21 protein-coding genes and 1 pseudogene are annotated in these 17,971 nt (G+C 68.6%); 11 read left to right on the forward strand and 11 right to left on the reverse strand.

Features of this window, described 5'->3' with window-relative positions; translation table 11 throughout:
- Positions 1–29: 29 nt before the first annotated feature.
- Genes WG924_RS15960 through WG924_RS15975 form a run of 4 tightly spaced genes read right to left on the reverse strand, consistent with a single transcriptional unit; the run spans position 30 to position 3,152 of the window.
- Positions 30–755 carry a lysophospholipid acyltransferase family protein gene (locus WG924_RS15960; protein WP_345934059.1) on the reverse strand — a complete coding sequence of 242 codons (726 nt, stop codon included), beginning with the start codon at positions 753–755 and terminating at the stop codon, positions 30–32.
- The gene (locus tag WG924_RS15965) at positions 752–1,435 is read right to left on the reverse strand and encodes a YdcF family protein (protein ID WP_345934060.1); all 684 of its coding nucleotides are present in this window, start codon (positions 1,433–1,435) and stop codon (positions 752–754) included. The genes WG924_RS15960 and WG924_RS15965 overlap by 4 nt, the downstream gene beginning before the upstream one ends.
- The gene (locus WG924_RS15970; RefSeq protein ID WP_345934061.1) at positions 1,432–2,319 is read right to left on the reverse strand and encodes a cell division protein FtsX; all 888 of its coding nucleotides are present in this window, start codon (positions 2,317–2,319) and stop codon (positions 1,432–1,434) included. Before WG924_RS15970 ends, WG924_RS15965 begins: the two co-directional genes overlap by 4 nt.
- Positions 2,316–3,152, reverse strand: coding sequence for a cell division ATP-binding protein FtsE (locus WG924_RS15975; RefSeq protein WP_345934062.1), 837 nt, complete (start codon positions 3,150–3,152; stop codon positions 2,316–2,318). The genes WG924_RS15970 and WG924_RS15975 overlap by 4 nt, the downstream gene beginning before the upstream one ends.
- A 314-nt stretch (positions 3,153–3,466) precedes the next feature.
- On the opposite strand from WG924_RS15975, the pseudogene WG924_RS28255 reads away from it, so the two are divergent.
- The 3 genes and pseudogenes from WG924_RS28255 to hpt all read left to right on the forward strand — a co-directional run.
- Positions 3,467–3,562 (forward strand): annotated as a pseudogene (locus WG924_RS28255) (zinc-ribbon domain-containing protein); the annotation flags it as partial.
- A gap of 30 nt (positions 3,563–3,592) precedes the next feature.
- Positions 3,593–4,126, forward strand: coding sequence for a hypothetical protein (locus WG924_RS15980; protein ID WP_345934063.1), 534 nt, complete (start codon positions 3,593–3,595; stop codon positions 4,124–4,126).
- A 100-nt stretch (positions 4,127–4,226) separates the two neighbouring features.
- Complete coding sequence (gene hpt / locus WG924_RS15985) at positions 4,227–4,769, forward strand: hypoxanthine phosphoribosyltransferase (protein ID WP_345934064.1); 543 nt, start codon at positions 4,227–4,229, stop codon at positions 4,767–4,769.
- 90 nt (positions 4,770–4,859) lie between these two features.
- Here hpt and WG924_RS15990 read toward each other — a convergent pair whose 3' ends face one another.
- Both WG924_RS15990 and WG924_RS15995 read right to left on the reverse strand, forming a co-directional pair.
- On the reverse strand, positions 4,860–5,501 hold the full coding sequence (locus WG924_RS15990) for a CoA transferase subunit B (RefSeq protein WP_188576608.1): 642 nt from the start codon (positions 5,499–5,501) through the stop codon (positions 4,860–4,862).
- A 2-nt stretch (positions 5,502–5,503) separates the two neighbouring features.
- A complete protein-coding gene (locus WG924_RS15995; RefSeq protein WP_345934065.1) occupies positions 5,504–6,214 on the reverse strand; it encodes a CoA transferase subunit A in 711 nt (236 codons plus the stop codon).
- A gap of 328 nt (positions 6,215–6,542) precedes the next feature.
- Here WG924_RS15995 and WG924_RS16000 point away from each other — a divergent pair, with 328 nt between their 5' ends.
- The 3 genes from WG924_RS16000 to WG924_RS16010 all read left to right on the forward strand — a co-directional run bounded on the left by WG924_RS16000 (position 6,543) and on the right by WG924_RS16010 (position 9,119).
- On the forward strand, positions 6,543–7,496 hold the full coding sequence (locus WG924_RS16000; protein WP_345934066.1) for a DMT family transporter: 954 nt from the start codon (positions 6,543–6,545) through the stop codon (positions 7,494–7,496).
- Positions 7,493–8,122 carry a hypothetical protein gene (locus WG924_RS16005; RefSeq protein ID WP_345934067.1) on the forward strand — a complete coding sequence of 210 codons (630 nt, stop codon included), beginning with the start codon at positions 7,493–7,495 and terminating at the stop codon, positions 8,120–8,122. Before WG924_RS16000 ends, WG924_RS16005 begins: the two co-directional genes overlap by 4 nt.
- Before the next feature lie 232 nt (positions 8,123–8,354).
- Positions 8,355–9,119, forward strand: coding sequence for an SDR family NAD(P)-dependent oxidoreductase (locus WG924_RS16010; protein ID WP_345934068.1), 765 nt, complete (start codon positions 8,355–8,357; stop codon positions 9,117–9,119).
- Positions 9,120–9,191: 72 nt separating this feature from the next.
- Here the strand turns inward: WG924_RS16010 and WG924_RS16015 are convergent, their stop codons facing one another.
- A complete protein-coding gene (locus WG924_RS16015) occupies positions 9,192–9,500 on the reverse strand; it encodes a 4a-hydroxytetrahydrobiopterin dehydratase (protein ID WP_345934069.1) in 309 nt (102 codons plus the stop codon).
- A 110-nt stretch (positions 9,501–9,610) separates the two neighbouring features.
- Between WG924_RS16015 and WG924_RS16020 the strand changes: the two genes are divergently transcribed.
- Positions 9,611–10,048, forward strand: a complete 438-nt coding sequence (locus WG924_RS16020) for a metallopeptidase family protein (RefSeq protein WP_345934070.1) — start codon at positions 9,611–9,613, stop codon at positions 10,046–10,048.
- A gap of 32 nt (positions 10,049–10,080) precedes the next feature.
- Here the strand turns inward: WG924_RS16020 and WG924_RS16025 are convergent, their stop codons facing one another.
- Entirely contained in the window at positions 10,081–10,506 is a 426-nt protein-coding gene (locus WG924_RS16025) for an acyl-CoA thioesterase (protein WP_345934071.1), read from the reverse strand.
- A 223-nt stretch (positions 10,507–10,729) separates the two neighbouring features.
- Between WG924_RS16025 and WG924_RS16030 the strand changes: the two genes are divergently transcribed.
- From WG924_RS16030 to WG924_RS16040, 3 genes are all read left to right on the forward strand, one after another.
- Entirely contained in the window at positions 10,730–11,074 is a 345-nt protein-coding gene (locus tag WG924_RS16030) for a protein kinase family protein (protein WP_345934072.1), read from the forward strand.
- Between the two features lie 136 nt (positions 11,075–11,210).
- Complete coding sequence (locus WG924_RS16035; RefSeq protein WP_345934073.1) at positions 11,211–11,720, forward strand: P-loop nucleotide/nucleoside kinase family protein; 510 nt, start codon at positions 11,211–11,213, stop codon at positions 11,718–11,720.
- Positions 11,721–12,204: 484 nt separating this feature from the next.
- Positions 12,205–12,537: an ACT-like domain-containing protein gene (locus tag WG924_RS16040; RefSeq protein ID WP_345934074.1), complete on the forward strand. Its 333-nt coding sequence runs from the start codon at positions 12,205–12,207 to the stop codon at positions 12,535–12,537.
- Between the two features lie 361 nt (positions 12,538–12,898).
- Here WG924_RS16040 and rpsA read toward each other — a convergent pair whose 3' ends face one another.
- The 3 genes from rpsA to aroA all read right to left on the reverse strand — a co-directional run bounded on the left by rpsA (position 12,899) and on the right by aroA (position 17,068).
- A complete protein-coding gene (gene rpsA / locus WG924_RS16045; protein ID WP_345934075.1) occupies positions 12,899–14,623 on the reverse strand; it encodes a 30S ribosomal protein S1 in 1,725 nt (574 codons plus the stop codon).
- Positions 14,624–14,985: 362 nt separating this feature from the next.
- A complete protein-coding gene (gene cmk, locus WG924_RS16050) occupies positions 14,986–15,636 on the reverse strand; it encodes a (d)CMP kinase (RefSeq protein ID WP_345934076.1) in 651 nt (216 codons plus the stop codon).
- 55 nt (positions 15,637–15,691) lie between these two features.
- On the reverse strand, positions 15,692–17,068 hold the full coding sequence (gene aroA / locus WG924_RS16055; RefSeq protein WP_345934077.1) for a 3-phosphoshikimate 1-carboxyvinyltransferase: 1,377 nt from the start codon (positions 17,066–17,068) through the stop codon (positions 15,692–15,694).
- Between the two features lie 219 nt (positions 17,069–17,287).
- Between aroA and WG924_RS16060 the strand changes: the two genes are divergently transcribed.
- On the forward strand, positions 17,288–17,770 hold the full coding sequence (locus WG924_RS16060; protein ID WP_345934078.1) for a TIGR02300 family protein: 483 nt from the start codon (positions 17,288–17,290) through the stop codon (positions 17,768–17,770).
- Positions 17,771–17,971 lie beyond the last annotated feature (201 nt).

Raw genomic sequence — 17,971 nt, forward strand, 5'->3', positions numbered from 1 at the left:
AAAGCCGCGCGGCCCGGTGCCGTCGCCGGTCAGGCCAGCCGTGACGGCGCCTCGGTGGCCAGCCGGGCCGCTGCCGGCTCGATCGCGGCCTGCACTGCCGCCAGCAGGGCATCGCCCTGCAGCCCCGGCGCCAGAGGCGGCAGGATCTCGATCACCGTCACCCCCGGTCGCCGGTCCAGCCGTCCCCGGCCCCAGAACAGGCCGGTATCCAGCGCCACCGGCACCACCGGCAGCGACGGAGTTGCCCTGGCGACCAGGGTCAGGCCACGCTTGTAATCGGGTGCCGCCCCCGGTGCGCGGCGGGTGCCTTCGGGAAAGATCACCAGCGGGCGCGCCTCGGCGGCGCAGGCGCGCGCCGCCATCTGCATGCGCCTGAGTGCCGACGGTCCGCGCGCCCGGTCGATCGGCACCATGCCCACCCGCTTCAGATACCAGCCCAGAACCGGGATCAGGGTCAGTTCGCGCTTCAGCACGAAGGCCGGCCGATCCAGCAGATTGCCCAGCACGAAGGTTTCCAGCATCGATTGATGCTTGGCGGCCAGGATATAGGGCGCCGGCGGTAGATGCGCCCGGCCGCGGATCTCCACCCGCAGGCCCACCACCACCCGCAACAGCCACAGAATGCCGCCCAGCCACAGCCGCCGCAGCCGCCACAGCATGTCGGTGCTGGCGACGAAGGGCAGCGCCGCCAGCATCACCAGCACCGACCAGGGAAAGAACAGGATATTGAAGGCAAGCGCCCTGATCCGGATCATGCCGCACGCTCCACGGACAGCGTCGTCAGGTCATGCGGCAGGGGCAGCAGTTTGCGCAGCAGCCAGTCCCGCGCCCAGGCCAGCAGATATTTCTGATACTCGGCCAGGAACAGCGCCGCCGTGCCGGGCCAGCGCCACCAGCGGTCCTGCTTCACATGTTCCGGAATGATCGGGTGGGGCAGGATATCCACGCCCGGCATGGCGCGGCGAAACTCGATCAGCGCCCGGGGCAGATGATAGGCCGCCGTCACCAGCCGGATCGACCGCACCCCGCGCGCCTGCGCCCAGGCATAGGTCTCGCGCGCGTTGCCCACCGTGTCGCCGGCCGAAAATCCCAGCACCACCCGGTCGCCATAGGCCGCGATGTCACGGCCGCTGGCGCGCAGCAGATCGGGCAGGCTCACGCGCTGGTCCACGCCGGATATGAACAGCAGCGGCGCCGCGCCGTCATCCAGCAGATCCAATCCGGCATCCAGCCGGTCGGCGCCGCCGGTCAGCACGACCACCGCGTCGGTGCGCTCGGAAATCGGCGGCGTCCGCGCCGGCAGGGTTTCGGCGAAGATCACGAAGCCCGCCGCCCAGGCCACCACCAGCAGCAGCACCAGCCGCGCGATCAGCACACGCAGCCGCCAGGGCTGCCGTCGCGGGCGCCCGATCTGCTGCCGCCGTCCGCGGGTCACGGCATCGCCCTCAAACGGCGGATCACGGTGACGCGGGCGACCAGCGCCGCCGCCACCGCCAGAACCGGTGTCACCAGCACCAGCCCGCCCCAGCCGATCGGTCCCGGATCCAGCCGGGGCAGCAACGGGGCCGTGGTCTCGGGCAGTGCCGCCCCCGCCCCCGTCACCAGCAGGGCGGCGACAATGCTGCCCGCGGCGCCGCCGATCAATCCCACCCGCAGGCCCTGCATGGCGAACTGGCGGGCGACGTAGTCATCGGGTGCCCCCATCACATGCAGGATATCGATGGTGTCGCGGTGGATGGCGAGCGCGGTCTTCACCGCGAACACCACCGCCAGCGCCGCCGCCAGCGCGAACAGCACGCCAAGCCCCACGGCACCGGCCTGCACCGCGCGCCCGATGCGGGCCAGCCGTTCCACCCAGTCACCCGGCTGTTCCAGACGCGCGCCATCGACCGTCTGTGCCACCCGCTCGGTCAGTGCCGCCATCTCGCCCGGCTGTGCCGGCGCAAGGCGCAGATCCACCAGGGTCGGCAGCGGCAGGTCGCCGGCGGCAAGCTCGGCGCCCACCCAGGGGGCCACCAGCGCCTGCGCCTCGGCGCGCGGCACCGGGCGGATCTCGCGGATCAGGGGCTCGGCTTCAAGCTGCGCGATCAGCGGCATCAGCCGAGGATCGGGGCCGTGGTCGACATCCTCGGGCGCCGGCAGCCAGATGGTGGCGCTGTCGCCAAGCGCCGCCGCCCAGCGGTCGATCGCCCGGTCCACCGTGCCCACCGCCACCAGCGCCAGCGCCAGCAGCGCCGCCATCGGCGCCAGCAGCCAGGGCAGGAAGCGGGCGGAAAGGTCGCGCCCCAGCGGCAGGCCGGCCGCGCGGCGCCCGATCATCGCGTCACCTCGGGCCGGGGAGAGGCGCCAGGGTCGGTGCCAGCATTGGTGTCAGCGTTGGTGCCAGGGCCCGCCGCCGCATCGGTCCGCGCGGCGCCACGCAAGGCGTCGGCGCCAGACAGCCGCGGTGCCGGACCGATGCGCGGCGGCGGTGCCGGCGGCATCAGCCGCAGGGCACCATCGGCCAGCACCAGCCGTGGGTGCCGGAACCGGGCCAGCAGGGTGGTGTCATGGGTTGCAACCACGATCGTGGTGCCGAGCTTGTTCAGCTCTTCGAACAGATGCATCAGTTTCAGGCCCATCTCGGCATCGAGATTGCCGGTCGGTTCGTCCGCCAGCAGCAGGCGCGGGCGCACCACCACGGCGCGCGCGATCGCCAGCCGCTGCTGCTGGCCCCCCGACAGGGTCGCGGGCGAGGCATCGGCCTGATCGCCCAGCCCCACCCAGGCCAGCAGTTCCATCACGTCGCGGCGCAGCTCCGCTTCCGGGGTCTTCAGGATGCGCAGCGGCAGGGCGGCATTGTCGAACGCGCTCAGATGCGGCAGCAGCCGGAAGTCCTGAAACACGACCCCGATCCTCTGGCGCATACGCGCGCGGTCCGACCGGCCGAGGCCGTCGGTCTGGCGACCGAACAGGCTGATGCGGCCGGCGCTGGGGCGCTGGGCCAGATACAGCAGCCGCATCATCGTCGATTTGCCGGCACCGCTGGGCCCGGTGAGAAAATGGTATGAACCGGGGTCGAGTGCGAAGCTGATATCGCGCAAGACCTCGGCGGCGCCGTCGTACTGCATACCGACGGCGTCGAACCGGACAAGAGCCGTGTCGTCGGCCATCGATCCTGCCTGTTGCGAGGGGGTTCCGGAGGGGGTTATCCTCATGTCGCGCCGCGGGAAGCATCGCACGGGGCCGGCAACCTTGCAACCGGCACCGGGCGGAGCCTATAACCGGTCCCAGGGCATGGCGCAACCGTCGTCCGGAGCCAGTGATGGTCGTCCGGACCCAGGGATGTCGGGTGTTTCGGTGCCTGCGTGCTTGCGTGCCACGGCGGAGCCTATACTTTGTATGCCACGGTTCCGCCCGATATCACTCTGGAGCGGCCCGGCTGAATGCGCGTCCTGCCGTCTGCACACCCCCTCGGTTCCGAGCGATGATACTGACCTGTCCGGCCTGTTCAACCCGCTACACGCTCGACCCGCAGTCGCTTGGACCCGACGGCCGGAAAGTGCGCTGCACGCAGTGTGGCCACGTCTGGCAGCAGGATCCCCCGGCGGACATGCCGCGGCCCTTGCCGCTGCCGCGCGGCGAGGATCCCGACGAGCCCGCAGCCCTGTTCGACCGCCGCAATGCGGTGATGATCGAACCGGCACGCGCCAGTCCGCGCTGGCCCGCCTTCACGGCGCTCGCGATCGTCATCGCCGCCATGATCGGCGGGTTGATCGTCGGCCGCGAACAGGTGGTGCGCGCCCTGCCCTTCACCAGCGGCGCCTATGCCATGCTTGGCCTTGGCGTCGGCGGCGAGGTTCTGGGGCTGGAGATCCGCAACCTCACCGCCCGTGGCGAGGTGGTCGACGGCCGCCCGGTGCTGGTGGTGGATGGCGAGATCTACAACCTGTCCGACGGGGTGCGCGCGGTGCCGCCGGTCGAGGTGCTGTTCATCGGCAACGACCGCCAGCAGCTGGGCCGGTCGGTGATCGACGTCTCGTCGAACCGCATGCTGCCGGGCGAGGTGCTGCGCTTCAGCGAACGGCTGGAAAACCCGCCGCGCGCCGCCACCCGCTTCGACGTCAGCTTCGCGCAGACACCATGAATACCCGATACCGATCCGGGGCCGGCCGCCAGAGGCGCCGGCCCCGATCTGTTGACCCCCATATCGCACAAGCCTCAACCCTCACGGAGTGACCTGCCTCATGCGTCCGGAAGGCGATATCCGCACCCTGATCAGCCGCGACGAGATCGACCGCCGGGTCGACGGGCTTGCCACCGAAATCTCGTCCAGCATGGGTGCCGAGCCGCTGCTGGTCGCGATTCTGAAGGGCAGCTTCGTGTTCACCGCCGATCTGATCCGGGGCCTCCATGGTGCCGGCATGCAGCCGCAGGTCGATTTCATGATGCTGTCCAGCTATGGCCGCAGCACCACCAGTTCGGGCACGGTGGAAATCCGCAAGGACGTGACCGATTCGGTCGAGGGCCGTCAGATCCTGCTGATCGACGACATTCTGGAAAGCGGCCGCACCCTGCGCTTCGCCCGCGACCATCTGCTGGCCCGTGGCGCCGCCGAGGTCAAGTCCTGCGTGCTGCTGCACAAGCCCGGCAAGGCCAAGGTCGAATTCCACGCCGATCATGTCGGCTTCACCGTCGACGACCTGTTCGTCATCGGCTATGGGCTCGACTATGCCCACTACTTCCGCGAGCTGCCCTATATCGGCGTGCTGGAGCCCCGGCAGGCTTAAGACCACGCGCCAGACACGGACACGGACAAAAAAGGGCCGGCACCGCCTCGACAGCGATGCCGGCCTTTCTTGTCATCGGACATCGGACGTTCAGGCGACGCCTTCAGCAACCTTGAACGGCGCCTCGGTACGGGCCTTCACGTCCTCGACCGTCAGGCCCGGCGCCAGTTCGATCAGGGTCAGCCCGTCGTCGAAACTGAACACGCCGACCTCGCTGATCAGCAGGTCGACGCACGCCTTGCCGGTCAGCGGCAGCGAGCATTCACGGACCAGCTTGGCCGATCCGTCCTTGGCGTTGTGGTCCATGATCACCACCACGCGCTGCACGCCGGCCACCAGATCCATGGCGCCGCCCATGCCCTTGACCATCTTGCCCGGGATCATCCAGTTGGCCAGATCGCCGGTTTCCGACACCTGCAGGGCGCCCAGGATCGACAGGTTGATATGCCCGCCACGCACCATGCCGAAGCTGGCGGCGCTGTCGAAATAGCTGGAATAGGGCAGTTCGGTGATGGTCTGCTTGCCGGCATTGATCAGGTCGGCGTCGACCTGGTCGTCATAGGGAAACGGCCCCATGCCCAGCATGCCATTTTCCGAGTGCAGCACCACATGCACGCCCTCGGGGATATAATTGGCAACCAGCGTCGGAATGCCGATGCCCAGATTGGCGTAGAAGCCGTCCTTCAGCTCCTTCGCCGCCCGGCGGCACATGTCTTCGCGAGTCCAAGCCATGGTCACGCCTCCCCACGGGCACGCGTCGTGCGCTGTTCGATGCGCTTCTCGTAGTCGCTGCCGGCCACGATCCGCTTCACGAAAATGCCGGGCGTGTGGATCGCGTCGGCACCAAGCTCGCCCGCCGGCACCAGATGCTCCACTTCCGCCACGGTCATGCGGCCGGCGGTCGCCATCATCGGGTTGAAGTTGCGCGCGGTCATCCGATAGATCAGGTTGCCTTCGGTGTCGCCCTTCCACGCCTTCACGATCGACAGATCGGCGACCAGGCCGCGTTCCATGACGTAGTCCTCGCCATCGAACTCGCGGACCTCCTTGCCGTCGGCGACGATGGTGCCGACGCCGGTCTTGGTGAAGAAGGCCGGGATACCGGCGCCGCCCGCGCGGATGCGTTCGGCCAGCGTGCCCTGCGGATTGAATTCCAGCTCCAGTTCGCCCGCGAGATACTGCTTCTCGAAGGTCTTGTTCTCGCCCACATAGGACGACACCATGCGCCGCACCTGACGGGTCTCAAGCAGGATGCCCAGGCCGAAGCCGTCGACACCCGCATTATTCGAGATGACAGTCAGATCGCGCACGCCCGATTCGCGGATCGCAAGGATCAGGTTTTCCGGAATGCCGCACAGTCCGAAGCCGCCGGACATGATGGTCATGCCGTCCCTGAGCAGGTCGGCCAGCGCCGTCACCGCGTCAGGGTAGACTTTCTTGCTCATGCATACCGCCTTTTCTCGCGAGGGTTTCCCCCCGATGATACCCCCGGTCCGTGTTTGATAAGCGGCACGTGAAGCGCTGTCAATCGATGCCGCCATCCGGCCCCGCCGAAACCCGCCCCCGCCGCCGCCCATGCGCCGATCACCGCCAAGTCATTGCCCGGCATCGCCTGCGCCGCCCCGCGCATCCCCGTCATGCGTCCGTGCACCGCACGCCCGCCATTGGCAGACGGCGCAATGCAGGGTCTATTGTGATCCGGGGGCCGCGTCGCGGCGCCCGGGGGCTCGCCATGTCCCGATCCCAGAGCGCCGGCTAAGCGGTTTTTCCCCCATGTCTGTTCCTGTCAGCAATTCGGCACCCCTCGATCCGGGGCGCGCCCTGATCGTGGGCGGGTTGTGGATGACCGCCGCCAGCGGGCTGCTGGCCCTGCTCGCCGCCCTGATCCGCATGGCCTCCGACCATGTTCATCCGCTGGAAATCGTGTTCTTCCGCAACCTGTTCGGCGTCGTGCTGATGATGCCGATGCTGGGGCGGCTGCCGATGCCCTATGATTTCCGGCGGCGCTGGCCGTTGTTCGGCGCGCGCGGCCTGACCAGTTTCGCCGCCATGGCCACCTGGTTCTTCGCCGTCTCCACCATCGCCCTTGCCGATGCGGTGGCGTTGAACTTCACCCTGCCGCTGTTTGCGACCCTGCTCGCGGTGCTGGTGCTGGGCGAGGTGGTGCGTGCCCGGCGCTGGACGGCGCTGGGCGTCGGCTTCCTCGGCACGGTGATCGTGCTCCGCCCCGGATTCACCGAGGTCTCGGCCGGCACCATCGCGGCACTGGCCTCGGCGGGTTTCATGGCCGCCTCCGCCATCTCGATCCGGAAGATGTCGGCCCATGACGGGCCGGCGGTGATCACCTTCTGGTCCAATATCGTGATGACGCCGATCTCGCTGGTGCCGGCGCTGTTCGTGTGGACCTGGCCCGGATGGCAGGGCTGGCTGTGGCTGCTGGGCGTGGGGGCCGTCGCCATTGCCGCCCAGATCTGCCTGTCGCGCGCCTATGGCGCCGCCCCCACCTCTGCGGTGATGCCGTTCGACTTCACCCGCCTGCCCTTCGCGGTGCTGATCGGGCTGGTCTGGTTCGGCGAGGTGCCGGACCCCTGGACCTTGGTCGGCGCAGCCGTCATCATCGGCTCCGCGATCTATATCACCCGCCGCGAGGCGCGGCTGGCCGGACGACCGGTCACGCCCATCGCCGCAGAACCACCCGACCCGGAAACCGAGGACAGGTCCAGATGACCGACCGAGACGCAGCCCGCCCCGCCCTCGCCACCATCCTGGCGGTGAACCAGCGCGAGGCGGTGGAGCGCGTGGAGGCGGGCGATGGCCGGCCGCTGTGGCGGCTGATCTGGTTCGGCGCCTCACGGCTCGGCATGGGCGATGCCGGGCTGAACGCATTGCAGGCGGCGCTGGCCGAGGATTTCCCCGATTTCCTGGCCGAGGTCGACCGCGGCACCGAGGAAAGCGAGCGGGTTCTGGAGCTCGACCTGCCCGGCGACGGGCCCGATGACGAGCGCACCGCCCGCGCGGTGGCCGTGGCCGCCAATCCCAGCGCGATCGTGTTCTCCGGCGTGTTCGAAGGCGCGCCGGCGATCGACGGCGCCTCGCGGCCGATCACTCAGCGCGACGACGACGACGAGGGCCGCGAGTTGATCGAGGGCGACGACGCCCGCTGGCTGGTGGTGGTGGCGGTGGATCGGATGCGCGGCCGGCTGGCCCTGAGCCGGGTGGTGGAGCGCGGCGGCCGGCCGACGGTGGTGCCGCCGGCCGAGACCGACGACCTGGAGGCCTTCCACGCCCTGATCGACTGGCTGGCCGGCTGGGCCGGCTGGACCGCCGTCGGCACCCGCACGCTCGACAGCTGACCGGAAACCGGCGGCCGCGCCGGCATGGCCGCGGCCATCAGGGTCGGCGAGGGCATCGGCCCTCCGCCGGCGCCGATCGCGCGGGACAGCGGCCTGACCATGCCGTCGCGGGCTGACCCGCCGGTCGGGCGGGCTTGACCGGCTGGCCCGAATGGCGGATCAATGCCGGGCAACGGGATCCGGAAGACCCCGAGCCGGATCCGAGCGACAGCGATCGAGGAGACCAGACCCCATGCAGATCAACGGTGTTGCCGCAGTCGTCACCGGTGGAGCCTCCGGCCTGGGCGCCGGCACGGCCCGCGCCCTTGCCGCCGCCGGCGCCAAGGTGACGGTGGTCGACCTGAACGAGCAGGCGATCGAAGAGCTGGCGCGCGAGATCGGCGGGCTTGCGATCAAGCTGGACGTCACCGACCCCGCCGCCGCCGAGGCCGCCTATGTCAAGGCTGCCGAGGCCCATGGGCCGGTCCGCATCCTGGTCAACTGCGCCGGCATCGCCCCCGCCTTCAAGGTGCTGGGCAAGGAAGGGCCGGCCTCTCTCGACGCCTTCTCGAAGGTGGTCAACGTCAATCTGATCGGCACCTTCAACATGATCCGGCTGGCCGCCGCCCAGATGTCGAAGGCGGACCCGGTCACCGCCGATGGCGAGCGCGGCGTGATCATCAACACCGCCTCGATCGCGGCGTTTGAAGGCCAGGTCGGCCAGTCGGCTTATGCCGCATCCAAGGGTGGCGTGGTCGGTCTGCTGCTGCCGGTGGCGCGTGAACTGGCCCAGCACGGCATCCGCATGTGCACCATCGCGCCGGGCATCTTCGGCACACCGATGCTGTTCGGTCTGCCGCAGGCGGTACAGGACAGCCTGGGCGCCAGCGTGCCCTTCCCGTCGCGTCTCGGCCGCGCCGAGGAATATGCGGCGCTGGCCCGCCATATCGTCGAGAACAGCATGCTGAACGGCGAGGTCATCCGCCTGGATGGCGCGATCCGCATGTCGGCGCGCTGATCGCCCGGCCATATCGAACGATCGCGGGCCGCATCCCTCAAACCGGGGATGCGGCCCGCGATCGCATCCGGCTCAGCCCTGAAGACCGGTGCCGGTGGCTGCCTCCTCGATCACGCGGGCGAGTTTCCCGTCGCGTTCGGTCAGGCCGTCGGCATCATGGGTCGACAGCAGGATCGTTACCCGATTGTAGACATTCGACCATTCCGGGTGGTGGTCCTGGCCGTCGGCGGCGATCGCCACCCGGGTCATGAAGGCGAAGGCGGCCTTGAAATCGGCGAAGCGGAAGGTCTTCTCGATCGCGTCGCGGCCGTCGACCTCACGCCAGCCGGGCAGGCTGGCCAGAAGGTCGGCGCGGGCGGCGGGTTCAAGCTTTGCTACCATGGCGGGGCTCCCCATATCGGCCGCAGGCGGTGGCCGCCCGCGGCATCCTTGGCCCCAGATGTCCGGTGGCCGGCCGCGCTTGTCAACCAGCGACGGGATATGAAGCGCCGATGACCAATCCCCAGGATGATCCCGTCACCCGTTTTGGTCCGCTGACCGCGCCGGGTCTGGCCGAGATCGATGCCATCGCCGACCACGCCTTCGGCAGCCTGCCGGCCGAATTCCGCGCGGCGATCGGCCAGATCGCGATCCGGGTCGAGGATTTCCCCGACGAGGAGACCCTGGCCGATATGGGGATCGACGACCCCTTCGGCCTGCTCGGGCTCTATCACGGCATTCCGTTGACCGAGCGGTCGCTGACCCAGCCATCGGCCGTGCCGGACATGATCTTCCTCTATCGCCGGCCGCTGCTCGATGCCTGGGCCGAGACCGAGGGCGAGGCGGCGGGCACCACGCTCTACGACCTGATCCGCCATGTGCTGATCCACGAGATCGGCCATCATTACGGCTTCTCCGACGCGGATATGGACCGGATCGAGGCGGAGTGACCGCCGCCACCGCGTGATCGCGGCCGCGCTGATCAGGCCGGCTGCCAGCCCATCCGCTCCAGGAACCAGCCCGGCACCGGCGAGGACCGGCCGGTGGTCATGTCGGTATAGACCCAGATGATGTCGCCGGTCGACAGCAGCGCATCCTCGCCGCGCGGATGGATCTCGATCGCGAAGGTGACGCTCGACCGGCCGGCGGCGCCGATCCGCACCCAGACGTCGATTTCATCGTCGAAGCGGATCGGTCGCTTGTATTCGACCGTCGCCTTGACAAGATGGAAGTCGAAGGTATCGGGCGAGAAGTGCTCGTTATAGCCGATATCCCGCGATCGCAGGAATTCAGTGATCGCGGTATCGAAATAGGTCAGATAATGGGCGTTGAACACCACACGCTGACCATCGACTTCCGAATAACGGATGCGGAACGGGAACGAGAAGGTGAAATCCGAACGGGCCATGGGGGAGGACGTCTCCTGGGTTGCGGATGCCTGCGGCACCTCTTCGACTGGGCGACATGGCCGGATGATCCCAACCATATCACGCGATCCATCCTAATGATGGCACGGCCCGCGAACCAGACTTGTCGGCCCCAGACCGGCGCAACCTTATCGCGGGGACCATCGCATGCGTGAGACCTGGGGGCGCGCTACACCCTGACCATCGATCCGCCGGCCGCGACCCGTGCCGTGGCGACCCCTGCCTGGATCGCCTGCGCTGCTGCTGCAACACGTCGCGGGCACGCGCGGCGATCTGACGCTCTCGGCCATGGACGATGCCGGGGCCGCCGCGATCGACCGGCAGTTGGGCGGCTTGCTCGCGCGGCTGCATGCGGTCCACCCCGGCCCGGTCGGCCTGCTCGGCCCCGATCTGCGGGTGGCGACACCATTGTCCGATGCCGATGCCTGTCCGATGCCGATGCCGATGCCGGGCTCGCCGGGTTCGTCGACCGCTGCATCACCCGCGGCCGGGGTGCGGCAGGTCTGGGGCCGGCGCTCACCACGCTCACCAGCGGCCTGCGCGCCATGATCGCCACCGAGGCGCGGCTCGTCGACCTCACCGCCTAGGCCGAATTTCTCGACCGGCCGTCGATCAGCGACGGGCTGTTGCACACCACCCGCCGGCATATTGGCCGGACGATCACCATCATCACCGGAACCAGCCCATGACGCCCCTCAGCGATACCACCGGATCCGTGGTTCTGCACCTGCTCTGCGGCAAGATCGCCGCCGGCAAATCCACCCTTGCCGGACAACTCGCCGCCGCCCCGGCCACGATCCTGATCGCCGAGGATCACTGGCTCGCCCGCCTCTATGGCCCCGAGATGACCAGCGTCGCCGATTATGTCCGCTATGCGGCGCGGCTGCGCGATGCGATGGGTGGCCATATCACCAACCTGCTGGCCGCCGGCCTGTCGGTGGTGCTCGATTTTCCCGCCAACACCGTCGCCAACCGTGCCTGGATGCGGGAACTGATCGATGCGTCGGGTGCCGACCATCGCCTGCATCTGCTCGACCGGCCCGACGATCTGTGCCGCGCGCGGCTGCGCCAGCGCAATGCCGCCGGCGGCCATGATTTCGCCGCCAGCGATGCGCAGTTCGATCTGATCACCAGCCATTTCGTGGCCCCGACCGCCGATGAGGGGTTCCATATCGTGCGGCATAGCGGTGCTTGACAGCCGGCACCGACGGTATACCATTGCAGCCATGAGCACGATCATCCGTCGTGGTGCACCGGTATTCTCTGCGATACTGCCGCGCCCTGCCCTCTTGTCGCGAATTATGGGCCCGGTCCTCTTCTGAGGGCCGGGAGCCTCAGGATTGGTGAGGCGGTTTCCCATTGAGCCGACGACAGGCCCCCCGACATCGTCAGATGTCGGCCAGACGACAAGATCGATTGCTGCGTGTTCCCATGACCGATTGTCCTGCATCACGATCCGGCATTTTGCGTACCCTCCGGCCGCACGGCCTGTGGCGGTTTCGAATTATCGGCCCGGTTCTCGATTGAGAGCCGGGATAAGTGCCGTCACACGAGGCCGCATCCAGCCCCGGTTCATGCCGGAGCGCCTGGATGCAGCCGGGCGACATGCCACCGTCGCCAGTCGGGCCCCGCGACCATCGCCGCCGGGCCGGGAATGCCAGAAGACCGGATCACACGTCATGATGACCGCCACCACCACGGCCACCCCCCTCTCCGCCACTGCCGCCGCCCAGGCCACCCCGGCGGCCGAGCCCGCCACAGCCTGCTTCTTCGTGGTCGCCGCCGCCGAGGTCGGCACCATGGCGCGGGTGCTGGAAATCTTCGCCCTGCGCAGCCTGCTGCCGTCGCGCTGGCACAGCCAGCGGGTGCGCGGGCGTGGCACCGACGAAGTCCATATCGACGTCCAACTCGACATGCTGGCGCCCGACGAGGCCGAGAAACTGGCCCGCCGGCTGCGGCAACTGGTCGAGGTCCGCCAGGTGCTGGTGTCGATGAAGGCCGTCGCCGACTGATCACGACAAAGCCTCCAACAGCGCGGCTCTAGACCCGCCTCCCCGAAACCGTCCGGTGGTGCCGCGCCCCTCAAAGCGCCACCAGACGGGCGGCCGCATCGCCTAGGCCCGATCCCATCCCCTTCCCCCGGATCGTTGCCGATTGGATGCAGGCCCGAGAGCCCGGCCCGCGGTGCCCCCCGCGCGGCCGGGCTTTTTCATGTCCGCCCCCGCGCCAATCCACATGCCCCCGATCCCTGTTGGCCCCGATCCCTTCTGCCCCCACAAACGCCAGAGGCCGGCCCGGATTGCTCCGGGCCGGCCTCTGGATCGTGTGGCCATGCAGCCCGGCTCATCCGCCGGGCCACAGGGGTATCGGGTATCAGTCGTCGGCCTGGGTCTTCTCGCGCTCGCGCAGGGCGGCACCGAGAATGTCGCCAAGGCTGGCGCCGCTGTCCGACGAGCCGAACTCGGCCATGGCCTTCTTCTCTTCGGCCATTTCGAGCCCCTTGATCGACAGGGTGAGCTTGCGGCTCGACCGGTCGATATTGGTGATCAGGGCGTCGAACTTGTCGCCTTCATTATAGCGCTCGGTCCGCTGGTCCTGACGATCGCGGGCGATCTCGGACTTGCGGATGAAGCCCTTCGCGCCATCGGCGGTCGAGACTTCCAGACCGTTCTCCACCACCTTGGTGACGGTGCAGGTGACCGTCTGGCCGCGGCGCAGATCCTGCGTCGCCTCGGTGAAGGGATCCTTGTCGAGCTGCTTGATGCCGAGGGAGATACGCTCCTTGTCGACGTCCACATCCAGCACCACGGCCTTGACCATGTCGCCCTTGCGGAAATCCTTGAGCGCCTCTTCGCCGGGGCGGCTCCAGTCCAGGTCCGACAGATGGACCAGGCCGTCGATGTCGCCGTCGAGACCAACGAACAGACCGAATTCGGTGATGTTCTTGACCTCGCCCTCGATCGACGAGCCGACCGGATGACGATCCAGGAAGGTATCCCACGGATTGTCGGCGACCTGCTTCAGGCCGAGGCTGATGCGGCGCTTCTGCGAGTCGACGTCCAGCACCATCACTTCGATCTCCTGCGAGGTCGAAACGATCTTGCCCGGATGGACGTTCTTCTTGGTCCAGCTCATCTCCGAGACATGGACCAGGCCTTCGACGCCCGGCTCCAGCTCGACGAATGCGCCGTAGTCGGTGATGTTGGTGACGCGGCCGGCGAACTTCACGCCCACCGGATACTTCACCTCGACACCCTCCCACGGATCGGCCTCAAGCTGCTTCATGCCAAGGCTGATACGCTGGGTCTCGCGGTTGAAGCGGGTCACCACCACGCGGACCGACTGACCGATGGTCAGGGCTTCGGTCGGATGGTTGATGCGGCGCCACGAGATGTCGGTGACGTGCAGCAGGCCATCGACGCCGCCCAGGTCGACGAACGCACCGTAATCGGTGATGTTCTTGACCACGCCTTCCAGGATCTGACCTTCCTTCAGGTTCTCGATCAGTTCCTTGCGGGCTTCGGCGCGGCTCTCTTCCAGAACGGCACGGCGCGACACGACGATGTTGCCGCGGCGCTTGTCCATCTTCAGGATCTGGAAGGGCTGGGTCGTGCCGATCAGGGGAGTGATGTCACGGACCGGGCGGATGTCGATCTGGCTGCCCGGCAGGAACGCCACGGCACCCTGAAGATCGACGGTGCAACCGCCCTTCACGCGGCCGAAGATCACGCCGTTGACGCGCTCTGCACCCTTGAACGCCTGTTCAAGCTGGGTCCAGGCCTCTTCGCGGCGTGCCCGCTCGCGGCTGATGACCACCTCGCCCAGGGCGTTTTCCATGCGATCGATATAGACCTCGACCACATCGCCGACCGACAGCTCGGTCTCCTGACCGGGCTGGGCGAATTCCTTGAGCGCGATACGCCCATCGGACTTCAGGCCGACGTCGATGAGGACCTGATCGCCTTCGATGGAGGTGATGCGACCCTTAACGACGCTTCCCTCCAGGCCATCCTGGGCGATGAAGCTGTCGGCCAGCAGGGATTCGAAATTCTCGTCCGACATGACGTCCTTCTCGGGCGCTGGGCTGGTGTTGATCATGGGTTCTCCTACCTCTCCACCCGTCACGCCGGGGCACCGCCGGTAAAGGCGGCCCCGCCCCGCAGGCCATGTCCGCCGGCCTGGCTGGCCGGACGGAGACTGGCGCCCGAGGTACCGAAACACCGCTGCCGCTGCGGCCGGGGCCGCTTCAGCCATGCAGGTTGCGACTGACGAGGGGTCGGATGACGACGGACAGTGCCCGCCGGTTGCTGGTTGTGGTCTCAAGCGCCGCCGGATGACGACGCCACGCGAATGTTCCTGAACGCGCCCAGCGTCGCGCCGCCCGGTCAGGGTGGTGCGACGGCAGGACGAAATCCGTGTTCCGGTCGCCGATGCGGCAGCTCAGCCGGCGGGTGCCGGGGTCAGAGCCGCGCGTTCACATGGGCCAGGGCCGCCGTGAACACCTCATCCGCCGACATGCCGGTGGTATCGAGGAGCAGCGCGTCGCTCGCGGGCCGAAGCGGTGCCACCGCCCGTTCCCGGTCGCGACGGTCACGCTGTCGCATCTCTTCCAGAACGTCGGCGAATATACTGGCAAGCCCCCGCGCCCGCAACTCTTCCTGTCGTCTGCGCGCACGCGCCTCGGGCGTCGCGGTGACGAAGAGTTTCACGCGGGCGTCGGGAAACACCACCGTGCCGATGTCGCGGCCGTCCAGAACCGCCCCCGGCTGCATCCGTCCGAACGCGCGCTGGAAGTCGAGCAGTGCCGCCCGCACCGGTTCCAGCGCGGCGATCCGCGAGGCCGCCTGCCCGACCGTCTCCTGCCTGAGATCCGCCCGGCCCAGATCCTCGATCCGCATCGCCCGCGCCGCGCGTTCCGCCGCCGCACCATCATCGGGGTCACCGCCTGCGGAAAGCAGCAGGCTGGCCGCGGCGCGATAGATCATGCCGGTGTCCAGATGCCTGAACCCCAGCTCATGCGCCAGCCGGCGCGCCAGCGTGCCCTTGCCGGCGGCAGCCGGCCCGTCGATCGCGATCACGCGCGCCGCGACCGGCGGGGGGCTGGATGTCATGGACGTGGGAGATGTCATCGCTGTCCTGTCCGTGGGCCTGTGAACATTGCGCTGGTCAGACGGCATCGGCGATCGTGGCGCCCAGCCCGCACATCAGGCCCCGGAAGCCGGGAAAGCTGGTGGCGATCATCCGGTCGTCATCCACGGTCATGCCGTTCTCCGCAGCCAGCCCCAGCACCAGAAAGGCCATGGCGATGCGGTGGTCCAGATGGGTCACGACCGGGGTGGCGCCGCCGGGCACCGGGCCGTCGCAGCCGTCGATCTCCATCCAGTCCTCGCCGGTGCGCACCACCACACCGGCCAGCGCCAGCCCGTCGGCCACCGCCTGAAGCCGGTCGCTTTCCTTCACCCGCAACTCGGCCAGACCCTCGAACCGGCTGGTGCCACGGGCGGTGGCGGCAGCGGCGGCCAGCACCGGGAATTCGTCGATCATCGATGGCGCCCGCTCCGCCGGCACCGTCACCGCCGTCAGGCGCGATGCCCGCGCCACCAGATCGCCCACCGGCTCGCCGCCCACATCCCGCGCATTCTCCACCGTCAGATCGGCCCCCATATCGCGCAGCGTGGTGAACAGCCCGTCACGACCGGGGTTCAGGCAGACATGGCGCACGGTGACCTGCGATCCCGGCGTGATCAGCCCCGCCACCACCGGAAACGCCGCCGATGACGGATCGCCCGGCACGGTCAGGTCGCGGGCGGCAAGCTCGGGCTGGCCCTCCAGGCTGATCACCCGGGCGCCATCGGCCTCGGTCTCGACCGTGATCACGGCACCCATGGCCCGCAGCATACGCTCGGTATGGTCGCGGGTCGCCTCGGGCTCCACCACCACGGTGCGGCCGGGGGTGTTCAGCCCGGCCAGCAGGATCGCCGATTTCACCTGCGCCGACGGCACCGGCAGGCGGTAGCGGATCGGCACCGGTTTCCTGGCGCCAACCACGGTGGCGGGCAGCCGGCCGCCGCCACGGGTGATGATCCGCGCGCCCATCTTTTCAAGCGGCGTCGCCACCCGTGCCATCGGCCGCTTGCGCAGGCTGGCATCGCCGGTCATCACCGCCACAAGCGGATGGCTGGCAAGCAGGCCCATCAGCAGCCGGGCGGCCGTGCCGGAATTGCCCATATCCAGAATATCCGCCGGCTCGGAAAGCCCGCCGACGCCGACGCCGTCGATCACCCAGCGCACCACCGGCGCGCCGCCCTCTGGCCCCGGGCCTTCCTCTCTGGCAATGGTGGCGCCCAGCGCCCGCATCGCCGCCGCCGTCGCCAGCACGTCTTCGCCCTCAAGCAGCCCGTCGACCGTCGAGCGGCCCACCGCCAGCGCCGACAGCATCAGTGCCCGGTGGGAAATCGATTTGTCGCCGGGCACGGTGATCGTGCCGGCAAGCCCCGCCGGGGCCATGGGGGCGGTGGCGGGTCGCGATGCGGTGCTGGTCATGACGGTCACTCTTGCCTTCGGCGGCCAGGATCGGCGCCAGGATCTGAGAAAGTCAGCGGCTGCTCGTGGTCTATCACAGCCGGCGCGCGCGCGCATCCCCGGCGGCCCGCCCGACATCATCGGCGTGCGGGCGCCGGCGGATCCACGCCCCTTTCCGCATTTAGCGGTTTGACAGCCCCGGCGCTTCGTGGCAAACGCAGCCGGAGGGGTGGCGCTGCCGTGACGGGCGCCACCATGCCGGAGGCTTCGGAATGGCCGCTTGCCGTCCTGACACAACCGGTCCAGCCTTATCCCGTCTATTCGTTCCTGGACACGTCCAACAACATCGAGGGTGGTCGCGTGGCGAAGGAGGAGTGGGGGCAGAAGCACACATGCCGTAACTGCGGTGCGCGCTTCTACGACATGCGCCGCACGCCGGTGACATGCCCCAAATGTGGTACTGAACAGCCGCAGATCGAAGAGCCCCGGTCGCGCCGTCAGGCGGCGCGCGAGGCCGACGAGCTGGCGCGTGAGCGCGCGGCCCTGGCCCGCAAGGCCAAGGCCGTGCCGGCTGTGGTGGAAGAAGCCGAAGAAGACGGTTTCGATCCGGCCTTCCCCGACGAAGAAGATGACGACGAGGATGTCGGCATCGAAGATCCGTCGGAGCTGGGCGACGACGATGTCAGCGATGTCCGCATCGGTGACGACGACGACGACACCTGATCGGACCACGCCACCGGCCATCGCCGGTGGTCGCGGATGATCGGACGACACTTGCGAAACGCCGCCCCGGACCCGACCGTCCGGGGCGGCGTTTCCGTATGCGCCCGGATCGTGTGATTTTCAGGTGCAGGGCGGCCAGGCACGGGCACGCGGATGCCGGCCATACGGCCTTGTTTTTCCTTCAAGATCAATATCTTGTTT

It is taken from the genome of Tistrella arctica (assembly GCF_039630945.1).
GTDB lineage: Bacteria > Pseudomonadota > Alphaproteobacteria > Tistrellales > Tistrellaceae > Tistrella > Tistrella bauzanensis.